Annotated in this window: 16 protein-coding genes; 15 read left to right on the forward strand and 1 reads right to left on the reverse strand. The window is 72.7% G+C overall.

What is annotated here, in order from left to right:
* The first annotated feature begins 103 nt into the window (after window positions 1–103).
* Window positions 104–979 (forward strand): LLM class F420-dependent oxidoreductase, encoded by an 876-nt coding sequence (locus tag NZH93_RS01335; RefSeq protein WP_259620997.1) that lies wholly within the window; start codon window positions 104–106, stop codon window positions 977–979.
* Window positions 980–1,002: 23 nt separating this feature from the next.
* Window positions 1,003–1,968, forward strand: a complete 966-nt coding sequence (locus tag NZH93_RS01340; RefSeq protein ID WP_259620998.1) for a phosphotriesterase family protein — start codon at window positions 1,003–1,005, stop codon at window positions 1,966–1,968.
* On the opposite strand, the gene NZH93_RS01345 is transcribed toward NZH93_RS01340, so the two are convergent.
* Window positions 1,955–2,371, reverse strand: coding sequence for a hypothetical protein (locus tag NZH93_RS01345; RefSeq protein ID WP_259620999.1), 417 nt, complete (start codon window positions 2,369–2,371; stop codon window positions 1,955–1,957). The genes NZH93_RS01340 and NZH93_RS01345 overlap by 14 nt on opposite strands.
* A 197-nt stretch (window positions 2,372–2,568) precedes the next feature.
* Here NZH93_RS01345 and NZH93_RS01350 point away from each other — a divergent pair, with 197 nt between their 5' ends.
* From NZH93_RS01350 to NZH93_RS01410, 13 genes are all read left to right on the forward strand, one after another.
* Window positions 2,569–2,991 carry a hypothetical protein gene (locus tag NZH93_RS01350; RefSeq protein WP_259621000.1) on the forward strand — a complete coding sequence of 141 codons (423 nt, stop codon included), beginning with the start codon at window positions 2,569–2,571 and terminating at the stop codon, window positions 2,989–2,991.
* Window positions 2,988–4,013: a hypothetical protein gene (locus NZH93_RS01355; protein WP_259621001.1), complete on the forward strand. Its 1,026-nt coding sequence runs from the start codon at window positions 2,988–2,990 to the stop codon at window positions 4,011–4,013. Before NZH93_RS01350 ends, NZH93_RS01355 begins: the two co-directional genes overlap by 4 nt.
* Window positions 4,014–4,046: 33 nt before the next feature.
* Window positions 4,047–4,892 (forward strand): pentapeptide repeat-containing protein, encoded by an 846-nt coding sequence (locus tag NZH93_RS50465; RefSeq protein WP_259621002.1) that lies wholly within the window; start codon window positions 4,047–4,049, stop codon window positions 4,890–4,892.
* Between the two features lie 38 nt (window positions 4,893–4,930).
* Window positions 4,931–5,476, forward strand: a complete 546-nt coding sequence (locus NZH93_RS01365) for an AAA family ATPase (RefSeq protein ID WP_259621003.1) — start codon at window positions 4,931–4,933, stop codon at window positions 5,474–5,476.
* A 124-nt stretch (window positions 5,477–5,600) separates the two neighbouring features.
* Window positions 5,601–6,476 (forward strand): LysR family transcriptional regulator, encoded by an 876-nt coding sequence (locus NZH93_RS01370; RefSeq protein ID WP_259621004.1) that lies wholly within the window; start codon window positions 5,601–5,603, stop codon window positions 6,474–6,476.
* A gap of 80 nt (window positions 6,477–6,556) precedes the next feature.
* Window positions 6,557–7,387, forward strand: a complete 831-nt coding sequence (locus NZH93_RS01375; protein ID WP_259621005.1) for a sulfurtransferase — start codon at window positions 6,557–6,559, stop codon at window positions 7,385–7,387.
* Complete coding sequence (locus NZH93_RS01380) at window positions 7,384–8,733, forward strand: FAD-binding oxidoreductase (protein WP_259621006.1); 1,350 nt, start codon at window positions 7,384–7,386, stop codon at window positions 8,731–8,733. The genes NZH93_RS01375 and NZH93_RS01380 overlap by 4 nt, the downstream gene beginning before the upstream one ends.
* 32 nt (window positions 8,734–8,765) lie before the next feature.
* Window positions 8,766–9,503 (forward strand): alpha/beta hydrolase, encoded by a 738-nt coding sequence (locus tag NZH93_RS01385; protein WP_259621007.1) that lies wholly within the window; start codon window positions 8,766–8,768, stop codon window positions 9,501–9,503.
* Window positions 9,500–10,498 carry a ketopantoate reductase family protein gene (locus NZH93_RS01390; protein ID WP_259621008.1) on the forward strand — a complete coding sequence of 333 codons (999 nt, stop codon included), beginning with the start codon at window positions 9,500–9,502 and terminating at the stop codon, window positions 10,496–10,498. The genes NZH93_RS01385 and NZH93_RS01390 overlap by 4 nt, the downstream gene beginning before the upstream one ends.
* Before the next feature lie 78 nt (window positions 10,499–10,576).
* The gene (locus NZH93_RS01395) at window positions 10,577–11,038 is read left to right on the forward strand and encodes a nuclear transport factor 2 family protein (RefSeq protein WP_259621009.1); all 462 of its coding nucleotides are present in this window, start codon (window positions 10,577–10,579) and stop codon (window positions 11,036–11,038) included.
* A gap of 46 nt (window positions 11,039–11,084) precedes the next feature.
* The gene (locus NZH93_RS01400) at window positions 11,085–11,696 is read left to right on the forward strand and encodes a TetR/AcrR family transcriptional regulator (protein ID WP_259621010.1); all 612 of its coding nucleotides are present in this window, start codon (window positions 11,085–11,087) and stop codon (window positions 11,694–11,696) included.
* 79 nt (window positions 11,697–11,775) lie between these two features.
* Complete coding sequence (locus NZH93_RS01405; RefSeq protein WP_259621011.1) at window positions 11,776–12,333, forward strand: dihydrofolate reductase family protein; 558 nt, start codon at window positions 11,776–11,778, stop codon at window positions 12,331–12,333.
* 76 nt (window positions 12,334–12,409) lie between these two features.
* Window positions 12,410–13,585 (forward strand): hypothetical protein, encoded by a 1,176-nt coding sequence (locus NZH93_RS01410; protein ID WP_259621012.1) that lies wholly within the window; start codon window positions 12,410–12,412, stop codon window positions 13,583–13,585.
* Window positions 13,586–13,688: the final 103 nt, after the last annotated feature.

Consider the following 13,688-nt stretch of genomic DNA (forward strand, 5'->3'; position numbering starts at 1 on the left):
GCTCCCGGTTCTCACTGGCTGGGGTGTTGCGAGCATGTAACTTGAACCTGAATTCAGTGTCAAGTAGTGTTCTGGAACACACAAGATCAAGGAGTCGCCGGGCATGAGATTCGGACTGACCCACGGGAACATCGGCCCCTACTCGAACCCGGAGGCGGCCGTCGAACTGGCGGTCGCGGCGGAGGCCAGCGGGTTCGACTCGCTGTGGACCATCGAGCACGTCGTGCTGCCCACCGAGTACGAACCGCTCTACCCCGAGACGGCCGACGGCCGGATCCCGTTCGCCCCGGACCACCCCATCGCCGACCCGCTGGTCTGGATGGCGTACGTGGCGGCCCGCACGAGCACGATCAAGCTCGGCACCGCCGTGCTGGTCCTCCCCCAGCGCAACGCGCTGATCACGGCCAAGGAGGTCGCGACGCTCGACCGGCTCTCCGGCGGGCGGACGCTGCTCGGCGTGGGCGCGGGCTGGCTGCGCGAGGAGTTCGACGCGCTGCGCGTCGGCTTCGAGGACCGGGGGCCGCGGATGAACGACACGATCGGCGCGATGCGCGCGCTCTGGTCGGGTGAACCGGCCGACTTCAGCAGCGGCTCGGTGGACTTCCGCGGCGTGGTCAGCTCACCGAGGCCGCACGGGGCGTCGGTGCCGATCCACATCGGCGGCTTCACCGTCCCGGCGGCCATCCGCGCGGGCAGGCTGGGCGACGGGTTCTTCCCCGGCGGCTACGACCGCGACCGGCTCGACGTGCTGCTCAAGCGGTGCCGCAGGGAGGCCGTGGAGCACGGCCGCGACCCCGACGCCATCGAGATCACCAGCCGCTGGACGAAGAACCGCGACGAGCTGACGAACCTCGACGTCCTGCACCGGCTCGCGGAGCTGGGCGTCGACCGCGTGTCCCTCTCGACGCTGCTCTTCGACCAGGAGCACATCGCCGACGAGCTGGCCCGCTTCCAGGAAACCGTGATCGCGAAGTTCTGATCTCCAGGAGAGGAGTTCCGGCGATGCCCGCAGTTGAGTCCGTCCTCGGTCCGATCGACGCCGACGACCTCGGTCAAACCCTCATGCACGAGCACGTGTTCGTCCTCGACCAGGAGATCGAGTCGAACTACCCCGGCCGCTGGGACGAGGAGGAGCGGATGGCGGACGCCGTCCAGAAGCTCCAGGACGTCGCCTCGCGCGGGGTGCGCACGATCGTCGACCTCACCGTCCTCGGGCTCGGGCGCGACACCGCCCGCGTCGTCGAGGTCGCCAAGCAGGTCGACGTGCAGATCCTCGCCGCCACCGGCCTCTACACCTACGACGACGTCCCCATGTTCTTCCGGTTCCGCGGGCCGGGGAAGCTGGTCGACGGGCCCGAGCTGCTCACCGAGTTCTTCACCCGCGACATCACCCAGGGCATCGGCGACACCGGCGTCAAGGCCGCGATCCTCAAGTGCGCCACCGACCGCTCCGGCGTGACGGAGGGCGTGGAGCGGGTCCTGCGCGCGGTCGCCCGCACCCACCTGGACACCGGCGTGCCGATCTCGACCCACACCCACGCCCTGACCGAACGTGGGCTGGAGCAGCAGGCGATCTTCCGCGAGGAGGGCGTCGACCTGGAGCGCGTGGTGATCGGCCACTCCGGCGACACCACGGACCTGGTGTACCTGCGCAAGCTGATGGACGCCGGGTCGTACATCGGCATGGACCGCTTCGGCTTGGACCTGATGCTCCCGTTCGAGGACCGCGTCGCCACCGTCGCCGCCCTCTGCGCGGAGGGCTACGACGAGCGCATGGTCCTGTCGCACGACGCGGCGTGCTTCACCCACAACTTCGACGTCGACGTGAAGCGCGAACTGCTGCCCCGCTGGCGCTTCACCCACCTGCACGACGAGGTCATCCCCGCCCTGCTGGCACTCGGCACGACCCAGCGGCAGATCGACCGGATGCTCGTCGACAACCCCCGCCGCATCCTCACGACGACCTGACGGCGGACGTCCGCCAGCCCTCCCAACCCCGGCACAGCACGTAGGCCGCCGTGGTCGCCACCACGAGGGACAGGTCGACGAAGAAGGTCATCCGCGCGTCGGGCAGGTCCAGCGCCGCGAGCGCGAACACGGTGATCGCGGTCTTCTGGAGGAGCACCAGCTCCCACACACCGGGCTGCCTGCGCGGAGCCGCGGCCATCATCGCCCACAGCCCGGCGAACACGAGGTACGCGAACGTCCGCCACGCCTCGGTGATCACTCGCGCGTCGGACACCTGCGTCATGATCAGGACCCCGTTCGCGAACGCGCCGAGGGTGGAGACGGCGCACAACGCCAACAGCACCCGCCCGACCCGGTCGGCGGTGGAGGTGGGACGGTCGAGGAGAACGGCTCCGACTGACATGGCGGTCCTTCCGTACGGGGCGGCATCCCGGCTGTGGGCTGCCGGGACGACGATCCCGCGGCGGGAGGCGGTGTCGCGTCGGCGAAACCTACGTAGACCGCGGTGGGCGTCCGGCTGCCCCGAATGGCGGACGTCCGGGGACGCGCGGTCGCCTAGCCTGGACGAGCACTGATCGGCTGCTCCGGGCGGTGGTGCTCTTGAGCTATCCGCCGAACCGTCCTCCCGGTTACCGAGGGGAGTCGACGGCCGCAGAGCCCTGTCCGGTGTGCGGAGCCGCGTCGGAGCAGATCGCGCCGCACAGCGCGCAGTGCGGCTGGGACGGTCCGTTCCGCTGGGCTCACTGCCTCCACTGCCGCGCGGTCGCGTTCACCTGGAACGGCCTCGAATGGGAGTGCGAGAACCAGCACTGGTTCGAAGCTCTGCCCTGCCCTCGATGCCAGGCGATCGGAGTGAACGTCGAGGAGGAATTCGTCTGCGCCGGGCCCGAGGAGCACACCTTCTACTACCAATACCGGCCCTGTGAGACCTGCGAAGCGGAAATCTTCGTCTTCTTGATCGACAGCTCCGCGATCACCTGCGCGCTCTGCGGTGCCGTACAGCCGCGGGAGCAGTACTCATGAGCACCGTCATCAGCACCATCACGTCGGGTTCCGGCAAGGTCGGCCGGTATTTCACCGTGGTGAGCACGCTGCCGTCGGCCCTGCTCGTCGCGTACACCTACGTACTGGTCCGGGTCGCGGGTGCCGGACCGGTGAACTGGTCCGCGCTCGCCTCGGTCTCGCTGCACGAGGTCGCGTTGCTCGGGCTCGCGGCGCTGGTACTGGCGCTGGCGACGAACCCGCTCCAGTTCGTCCTCATCCAGGTCTTCGAGGGGTACTGGGGCAACTCGAGGCTCGGTGTCGCGCTGGCCACGGCCCGAACCGCTCACCACCGCCGCAGACTGGCAGCACTGCGTTCGGCCGAGGCGTCCGCCGACGCGGTCGTGCGGAAGCACGGCCCGGCGGCGTTGTGGTACTGGGACGTTCCCGTCGAGGCCGTCCACGCGGCGATCACCAGGGTCGAGAGCCAGCGGATCCGCGGCGGATATCCGCGGATCGGCGAAGTGCTCCCGACGACGCTCGGGAATGTGCTGCGGCGCTACGAGAACTCCGTGGGCAAGCCGTACGGACTGGATCCGCTGAGCACCATCCCCAGGCTGGCCATGGTCGGCGGTGAGCGGGAGATCGCTTACGTCCGGGACCAGCGGACCCAGCTCGAACTCGCTACGCGAACCGCGTTCGTCGCCCTGTGCGCGACCCTGGTCACGCTGGTCGTGATGGGGCGTCACGGCTTCTGGCTGCTGCTCGCCGTCGTGCCTTACGCGGTCGCCTTCTTCTCCTACCGGGGCGCGGTCGCGCTCGCCCACGAGTACGGCACCAGCCTCGCGGTTCTGACCGACCTCAGCCGGTTCGACCTGTACGACCGCCTGCGGCTCACCGAGGTGCGCGACGGAGACGAGGAACGCGCGAGGAACGCGAAGCTGATGAGGATCTTCGCCTTCGACAGCAACGTTTCCCTGCGCTACGAGCGCCCGCCCGCCACGCAGGACACCGGCTCGCCGACATCCTGCGGTTCGGCACCCGAGGAGGCTCAGATCGAATGACCACAACCGCCCACGACCTGCGACCATGTCGCTGTGGCTGGTGACGAGGACGACGGGGGTGAGCCGGGCACGACCACGCGACGACCGCTTGACGCCGCTCCACGCGGACAGGCGCCCCAGACCAGCAGGCCGAACCAACCGCGCCGCCTGTTCACGCCTTCCGCTGCTCTGGCGGCGCCACCGCCCGCCCCGGACGCACCGCGCAAGCGCGACCGTTGGCTCTGGATCTGGCCGGTCGTCGTCATCGCGGCCATGGCCGCGTTCGGCCAGTGGCTGGGCCCGTTCGGCGCCCTGCTCGCCGGAGCCGGGATCAGCGGTGTGCTTGTGCTCTACATCGGCGCGGGAGTGTTCCCACGCCCCGTTCACCTGGCCGTGGCGGTGGCGGTCTGCCTCGTGCTGATCGGTGTCTACCTCAGCTACAGCCTCGGTTTCCTCAGCGGCAGACCCGTCGGTTCGACCTCCACGCCCGACATCGGCGAGTTGCGCGACAAGGCGGCGAGAGGGCTGGTGATCAACGTCGACGGGCAGGTGCTCCGCGATGTGCAACTGGACGGTTGGCAAGCTCGGGGGGCGTCGATGCGGGGCGCCGTGCTGGAAGGTGCCAAGCTGGCGGGTGCCGATCTGCGTGGGGTGAACCTCCGCGCGGCCCGGTTGCGTGGTGCCGATCTGCGCGGGGCGGACCTGGCCGGAGCGGATCTGGGCGGCGCGGACCTGTCCGGTGCGTGCCTGCGCGGGGCGAACCTCGCGGGCGCGGTGTTGGACAAGGCGACGGTCGCCGATGCCGCGATCGACGCCGTGGTGGTGTCCGAGGAGCAGATCCGGCAGGCTGCGAGTTGGCCCTCGACCCCACCGGCCGCGGTGACGGCCTGCTCGCGCTGAGACGACCGGGTCCACAGTGGACCGGAGGACGGGAGCCCATGACCACGCCCTGGACCGACCCCGCGGTCATCCTCATCACCGGCATCCAGGCCGCAGGCAAGTCGACGGTCGCCCAGGCGCTCGCCGAACGGCTGCCGCGTTCGGTGCACGTGCGCGGTGACGTGTTCCGGCGCATGGTCGTGGGTGGGCGGGTGGAGATGGCGCCCGGCGCGTCCGACGAGGCGCTCGAACAGCTCCGGTTGCGCTACCGGTTGGCCGCCGAGGTGGGGGATGCCTACTTCCAGGCGGGTTTCACGGTGGTGGTGCAGGACGTCGTGCTCGGGGAGGAACTCGCCGGGATGATCGCGTTGATCCGGAGTCGGCCGCTGCTCGTCGTCGTGCTCGCCCCGAGCCCCGGCGCCATCGCGGCCCGCGAGGCCGGGCGCGGCAAGAACGCCTACGGGACCTGGGCGATCGAGCAGCTCGACGACGCGCTGCGGCACGAGACGCCGCGCGTCGGGCTGTGGCTCGACACCTCCGACCAGACGCCGGAGCAGACCGTCGACGAGATCCTCGCCCGCGGTCCGGTCGAAGCGGTGGTCTGACTCCACGGCACTGTGGCGCAGGTCATCGCGCGGTTCCCACGATGCGATCACCGTTGACCGAGCGGCGGACCCGTCCGTAGCTTCGACCCGGACAGCGGTCGGGTGGCGCACGTGGGGAGGGCTGGTGGCGAACGAGTCGTTGGACCTGGGGCAGCTCCGGACCTTCGTCGCCATCGCGGACCACGGCGGGTTCGGGCGGGCGGCCACGGCGTTGCACCTGAGCCAGCCCGCGGTGAGCCAGCACGTACGGCTGCTGGAGAAGCGGCTGCGGCGGACGCTGGTCGAGAAGGACGGGCGGCGGACGCGGTTCACGGCGTCGGGTGAGCGGCTGCTGATCGAGGCGCGGCAGATCCTCGCCGCGCACGACGAGGCGTTGGCGCGGCTGGACGCGACGACCCTGCCGCCGGTGACGATCGGGTCGACCGAGACCGCCGCGGAGCAGGTGCTGCCGCGGCTGCTGACCACGTTGCGGGACGCCTACCCCGGTCGTGGGGTGCAGTTCCACATCGACCGGTCCACCCAGATGACCGAGGCGGTGCTCAAGGGCTCGATCGACCTGGCCGTGCTGCTGGGTTTCGCGGGCGACACGCACGGGCAGCTCGTGGGCACGCTGCCGCTGCGCTGGTACTCGGCTCCGGCGCGGCCGGTGCCGCAGCGCGAGCAGTCGTTGTCGCTGGTCGCCTACCGGGAACCGTGCGGCATGAGGCAGCGCGCCCTGCGGCGGCTCGCGGAGGCCGGGCACCGGGTCGAGGTGACGGCGGAGTCGACGAGCCTCGAAGGGGTGATCGCGGCGGCCCGCGCCGGGCTCGGCGTGGCCGTGCTGCCGTCGGCCGGGGTGACGCCGCACGGGCTCGTGCAGCGGCACGACCTGCCCGATCTCGGCGTGATCGGCGTGCACCTGGCCACCCGCAAGGATCTGGACGCCGAACTGGCCGCCACGGCGATGAACGCCCTGGAGGGCTTCTTCGACGCGGCACCCGCGTCGAGGCTCGCGGGCTAGCGACGCATCAGGCAACTCGATCGGCACCCATCACCGATCGTGCTTGGACGGCGATCCGTTGTCCGGCTTAGGTTTGCGTCGTGCCGATCCTCATCTCCGCGGCGGAACTCGCAGCCGTCCTGCCCACCGTCCGCGTCCTCGACGTCCGCTGGAGCCTCGGCGCTCCCGACGGGAGTGCCGACCACCTCGCGGGTCACGTCCCCGGCGCGGTGTACGTCGACCTCGACGCGGACCTGGCGCGCCACGGGGACCCGCGGGACGGTCGGCACCCGCTGCCGGACACCGCGGACCTCCAGGAGGCCGCCCGCGGCTGGGGTCTGGACGACGGCGACACCGTGGTGGTCTACGACGGCGCGGGCAACCTCGCCGCCGCGCGGGCGTGGTGGCTGCTGCGCGACGCCGGGGTGGCCGACGTCCGCCTGCTGGACGGCGCCCTGCCCGCGTGGGTCGCGGCGGGCCTCCCGCTCGCGACCGGCCCCGAACGGCCCGCGCGGGGCACGATCACGCTGCGCCCGCACCACCTGTCCACAGTGGACATCGACGCCGCCGCGGCGTTCCCTGCCGACGGCGTGCTGCTCGACGCCCGCGCGGGCGCCCGCTACCGGGGCGAGACCGAGCTGGTCGACCCGCGCGCCGGTCACATCCCCGGCGCCGTCAGCGCTCCCACGTCCGACAACCTCGCCGAGGACGGGACGTTCCTGCCCGCGGACCGGCTGCGCGAGCGGTTCACCGCGCTGGGCGTGGACGGGGACCGGCCGGTGGCCGCCTACTGCGGTTCCGGCGTCACCGCCGCGCACACGGTCGTCGCGCTCACGATCGCGGGGTTCTCCCCCGCGCTGTACCCGGGTTCGTGGTCGCAGTGGGCCAACCACCCGGACCGCCCGGTCGCCACCGGACCGGCGCGGGCATGACCGGCCTCGACGGCCTGCTCGCCCACCTGCCCTCCTGGTCGACGGAGCCCGAGGTGCTGGCGCGGGCGGCACTCGACCGGTCGGGGGCGGTCCCGGACGGCCTGCCGCTCGCGGTCGTCCACGCCACGAGCGTCGACGACGTCGTGCGCACCGTCTCCTACGCGGCCGAGCACGGCGTCCCGGTCGTCCCGCGCGGCGCGGGCTCCGGGGTGTCCGCTGGCGCGCTGGCGGGCACCGGGACGATCGTGCTGGACCTCTCGCGGCTCGACCGGATCGTGGAGATCCGCCCGGACGACGGGATCGCCGTCGTGGAACCGGGGGTGATCACCGCGGACCTGGACAGGGCGGCGGCCGAGCACGGCCTGCGCTACGCGCCCGACCCGGCGAGCGCCGCGTTCTCCACCATCGGCGGCAACATCGCCACCAACGCGGGCGGGTTGCGCTGCGTCAAGTACGGGGTGACCCGCGATTCGGTGCTGGCGCTGGACGTCGTGACCGGCGACGGGCGGCTGCTGCGGACCGGGCGCACCACTCTCAAGGGCGTCACGGGCTACGACCTGACCAGCCTGCTCGTCGGGTCAGAGGGCACGCTCGGCGTGGTCGTCGGCGCCACGGTGAAGCTGCTGCCGCTCCCCCGGTCGACCGCGACGGCCACCGCGTACTTCCCGGACGCGCGCACGGCCGTCGAGGCGGTGACCGGTCTGCGCCGCGCCGGGTTGCGGCCCTCGACCATCGAGTTCCTCGACCACGCGACGCTCGTGGCGATCGACGACGCCCAGGGCGGTGACCTGAGCACCCGCGGCAGGGCGTTCCTCCTGGTCCAGACGGACGGGTACGGCGCGGAGGAGGAGATGGCCGCGGTGGTCGAGGCCCTGAAGGCGACCGCGACCCTCGTGGAGACCTCCGGTGACGCCGCCGCGGCGGACCGGCTGCTGGCCACCAGGAGGCAGGCGCTGCCGTCCATCGAGCGGCTGGGTCGGGTGCTCATCGAGGACATCGTGGTGCCGACGACCCGGCTCGCGGACGCGGTGGCGGCGATCGAGGCGATCGTGCGCGACACCGGCGTGCGGATCTTCACCTTCGCCCACGCGGGCGACGGCAACCTCCACCCGATCGTGCTGGTGGAGGAGGACGGCCCGCCCGTGGGCGACGCGGTCGACGCGCTGTTCGCGCTGGCGCTGGACCTGGGCGGGACGCTGACCGGCGAGCACGGCGTCGGCCTGCTCAAGCGCGACTGGCTGGCCGCCGAACTCGGGGAGACCGGTCTCGACCTCCAGCGCCGGATCAAGGCCGTGTTCGACCCGGCGGGCGTGCTCAACCCCGGCAAGGCGATCACCGAACGGTGACCGACGAACGAAGTCCAATGAGGGAGAACGCGGTGGCAGTGCTCGACGAGGTGGCGGCGTGGAACAACCCCGAGGGGCTGAACCCGCGGGGAACGGTCATCGTCATCCCCGGCCGGGGTGAGCACCCCGGCGTGTACGAACGACTGGGGGCGCGGCTGGGATCGGACGCGTACCGGGTGCGGGTGGTCGGCGATCCCACGGTGGACGCCGACCGCGTCACCGAGCAGGTGCGCGCGCTGGTCGCCGACGACACCCTGCCCGTGCCGCACGTGCTGGCCGGCAGCGACACCGGCGCGCTGTTCGCCGCCGCCCTGGTGGCGACGGGCGCGGTCAACGCCGACGCGCTGGTGCTCTCCGGCCTGCCGGGCACCGGTCCCGTCACCCCGGCGGACTGGGAGGGCGAACTGGACGCGCGCACCAACTGCCCGACCCACCGCACCCGGCTCACCGACGACGAGGGCGTCCGGCGCGGAGCGCTCTGGGCCCCGCCCCCGTCGGAGTGGTTCGGCCAGGCGGACCCCACCGCCGTCGACGTCCCGGTGCTCGGCGTGCACGGCGCGGACGACGTGGTCAGCCCGCTGGACGCGGTGCGCGACTGGTACGCGAAGGTCGGCTCCGCGCGGTTGGTCGGCCTCGCCGGGACCGGCCACGACGCGCTCAACAACCAGACCCACCGCAGCGCGGCGGCGACCGTGGTGCTGTTCCTGGAGCGGCTGCGGCTGGGCTCGGAGATCGTGCGGGACGAACTCACCGGGGAGCCGCCGCGATGACGCGGTACGTGGTGATCGGCGCGGGCGCGGTCGGCGCGACCGTGGCCGCCCAGCTCCACCTGGCGGGCGGGTCCAGCGTGCTGGTGGCGCGCGGCGCGCACCTCGCCGCCCTCCGCGAGGGCGGCCTGCGCTACGTGCGGCCGGAGGGCACGACCACCGTGCGCGTCCCGGTGGTCGGCGGGCCGGACGAGCTGGACCTGACCGGTGACGACGTGCTGGTGGTGGCGACCAAGGCGCAGGACGTCGAGTCGGTGCTGGCCGCGTGGGCGTGGCGGCCGGTCGTCGGGCACGACGGCCCCGCCGCGGCCGTGCTGACCGTCGTGCTGCTCCAGAACGGCCTGGACAGCGAACGGGTCGCGCTGCGCCGCTTCGCGACCGTGTTCGGCGCGGTGACCTGGTCGGCGACCAGCCACCTCGCCCCCGGCGAGGTCGTCTCCCCGTCCAGCCCGATCGCGAGCGTGTTCTGGGTGGGTGCGTACCCGTCGGGCACGCACCCGGCGCTCGACGCGCTCGCGGCGGACTTCACCGCCGCGCACCTCGCGGTGCAGGTGGTGCCGGACATCGCGCGCTGGAAGGCGGGCAAGCTCCTGGCCATCCTGCCCAACGCGCTGACCGCCGTGTACGCGCCCAGCCCGGCGCGCGACGCCGTGGCGGAGGCACTGCGCGCGGAGGCCAGGGCGGTGTTCGACCTGGTCGGGCAGCCGGTCGCGGACTTCCGCGCGGAGAGCACGGTCGACCTGGCCGGGTTCACCGCGCTGCCGATCCCCAGCAAGGAGCGGCCGGGCAGCTCGACGTGGCAGAGCGTCGCCAGGGGCGCGCCGGTCGAGTCGGACTTCCTCAACGGCGAGGTCGTGCTGCTCGCCAGGCTGCACGGCGGCTCCGCGCCGCTCAACGAGGCCGTCCTGCGCCGGGTGCACCGGGCGGTCGCGGAGGGCGTGCCCGCCGGGTCGCTCGGCGACGACGACCTCGCCCTGCTCCTGCCGGTCCACGTGTGACGGTCCCCGCTTGAAGTATGCGACAACCTGTCGTAACGTTTACGACAGGTTGTCGCATAAAAGTGGAAGGACCGTCCCGTGACCGCTCTCGCCGATCGTGCCGAGATCATCGAACTCCTCGGCCTGTACGCCGACATCGCGGATCAGAAGGAGTTCACCGACCTGCCCCGCGCGGTCTTCACCGACCCGGTGACGCTCGACTTCTCCTCCGTCGCGGCCATCCCGCCGATGACCGTGCCGCTCGCCGACTACGTCGAGATCCTCCGCGGGTCCTTCGCGCCCTACACGGCGACCCACCACGCCATCACCGGGCACGTCGTCGCCGTCGACGGCGACAGCGCGACGGTCCACGCGCACGTTCGCGCCGAGCACTGGCTCCCGGACGAGGTCGCCGCGGGCGGTCCCAACCGCTGGCTGGTCGTCGGCTTCTACGACAACGAGGCCGTCCGGACGGCGGACGGCTGGCGCCTCAGCCGCGTGCAGCTCACCTCGACGTACCAGGAGAACGCGCACCTGTCCGGCGTCGCCCAGGTCGGCTAGCGGGCCCTGGCGCGAGCGGGGAGCCCCGGCGAGGGAGGATGATCGGATGCCGCGGATCCGGGGAGCCAGCATCGAGGAGCACCACGAGATGGTGTGGACCGACCTCGCCGACGCGGTGCGGGAACTGCTGCTGGAACGCGACTACGACTCGATCACCATGGGGCACATCGCGGCCAAGGCCGGACTCGCGCGCAACACGCTCTACAACTACGCCGCCGACAAGGGCGCGCTGGTGCTGGCGCTGACCGAACGGGCGTGCGCGCCGCTGGTCGAGCGGGTGACCGCGGTCGCCTCGCGGTCCGGGGGCACCGCGGCCGAGCGGATGCGGGAGATCGTCGCGGCGGTCCTGGAGGCGTCCGCGGACCAGGCCATGCAGCTCATGTTCCGGCCGGGCTCCGGCCCGCTGGTCGCCGAGGTGCCGAAGGGGCCGGACGGTCCGTTCCACGCGATCGTGGTCGAGGTGGAGAACGTGGTCAGGGCCGGGGTCGCGAGCGGGGAGTTCCGCGACGTCGGCGACGTGGGCCTGGTGGTGGAACTGCTGTCCGGCGCCATGCGCGCGGGCGCCGAACGCATCGGCCGCGACCCGGCCGCCTTCACGGCCACGGTCCGCGCGGCGCGGGAGATCATCCTCGCGGCCCTGGTCCGCGACCCGGTCTGACGGCCTCTTCCCGCGTGGAGCGGTGAGTTCCGCGGAGTTCGGTGGTCATACTGTCGAACCCCTTGAGGAGGAACTTCAGATGCGTGATGTGACCTATTCGCTGGCCGTCTCACTCGACGGCTACACCATCGACTCGGACGGCGGCATCGACTGGGCGGCGCCCGACGACGACGTCTTCCGCTTCGCCACGGACGAGGTCCGCGGGGTCGACGTCCACCTGATGGGGCGGCGGCTGTACGAGACGATGCTGTACTGGGAGGACCCCGCCAACGTGGCGACGGACCACGAGAAGGAGTTCGCCGCGCTGTGGAACCCGCTCCCCAAGGTGGTGTTCTCCTCCACCCTGTCGGCGGTGGAGGGCAACGCCCGGCTGGCCTCCGGTGGCCTGGCGGAGGAGGTCGAGCGGCTGCGGGCCGAGCCGGGGGAAGGCTCCATCGGGATCGGCGGCTCGACGCTCGCCACGGCGGCGGCCGACCTGGGCCTGATCGACGAGTACCGGATCAGGGTCTACCCGGTGCTGATCGGCGGTGGCACCCCGTACTTCGCCCGGAACGACCGCAAGGTGGAGCTCGACCTCGTCGAGACCCGCACCTTCGACTCGGGGGTCGTCTTCCTCCGCCACCGCGTGGTGCGCTGAGCCGGTTCGGGGCACGGACGCCGTGCCCTGAAGCACCGGTCGAGCCGGGGCGGTCCGCGGAGGGCATGATGCTCCGGTGACCCTGACCAGCCAACTCGACGACGGGGCGCTCGGCACCTGGTTCGCGGGCCGCTTCCCCGGCACCGGGCGCCTGGTCGAGTCGATCGCCACCGCCGCGCTGCGGGTGGAGCCCGTGCGGTCCGCGGACCCGGCCGGGCCTGGCCACCGGGTCGCGGTCGACGGCGCGTTCCGCGCGCGGCTGGCGCTGCTGGTGGACGGGGCCCCGCCGTACGGGGCGCTGTTCGGGCTCGTCCGGGCCGGGCTGGTGTCGCGCGAGTGGGCCGATCGGACCGCGGCGTCGTTCCCCTCGCACCGCGGCCTCGACGCGGGCCGGGCGGCGCGCGGGCTGGCGTGGCGGCCGACTCCCGGCGGGTGGGTGGACCTCGACGGGCCGGTGCCGCGGTCGTCGCCGACGCGGCACGAGCCCGTGCTGTCGGAGTTCTTCGGTCGCCTGGTCCGCTACCTCGACGGGCACGCCGCGGCGGGCATCCTGGGCACGCCGAACGTGGAGGCCGGGTTCGCGCGGATGTGCGTGCTGCTCGCGGGCTGGGCGTCGGCCGAACTGCCCGTGGCACTGCTCGAACTGCACGCGCGCCAGGACTACGCGGTGGACGACCTGTGGGACCTGCCGGAAGAGGCGGTGGTCGTCGAACTGGCCGCGGTGGCCGAACGGCTGCGCCAGACCGACGGTGACCCGCGCGACCGGCCGCTGGAGCTGTGGCGCGGCTGGGGCCACGACTACGCCGAACCGGCCGGACCGGCGGCGCTCAAGCGGGCCGACACCGGGCAGGCGGGCAGCGGACTGCCCGCCGGGGTGTGGGGCGTGTCGGCGCCCGTGCTGGTCCCCCGCTGGGCCGAGGCCGACCTGCTGATCGGCTCCCGGCTGCTGGACGTGCGGACCGACACCGACGACCCGGACCGGCTGGCGCGCGGGCTGTGGCGCCTGGCCGCCCACACCTGGCTGGACACCACCGACCGCTACCGCGTCCAGGCCGTCGGCTTCTACCTGGCCCGCCACGGCCTGCACGTCACCTGGGACGCGACCACGTTCACCCACGCCCTGCTGGGCTCGGCCAAGGGCGCCGACGCGGCCCGCAAGGAGTTCCGGCGGATCGCCCGCGAGGTGATCACCGCTGAGGGCGGCCACCCGCCGCGAACCGGCCTGAAGGTCCCCTGGCGCAGCCGCTCCTGACCGGCGGCGTTGTGGCCCGACCCCGACGGCTTCGACACCGAGGCGTGCACGGGTCGCCGGCGCAGCCGCTCCTGACCGGCGGACCGGTATGGCGCGGCTTGAC

The organism is Umezawaea endophytica, from assembly GCF_025061645.1.
Lineage (GTDB): Bacteria > Actinomycetota > Actinomycetes > Mycobacteriales > Pseudonocardiaceae > Umezawaea > Umezawaea endophytica.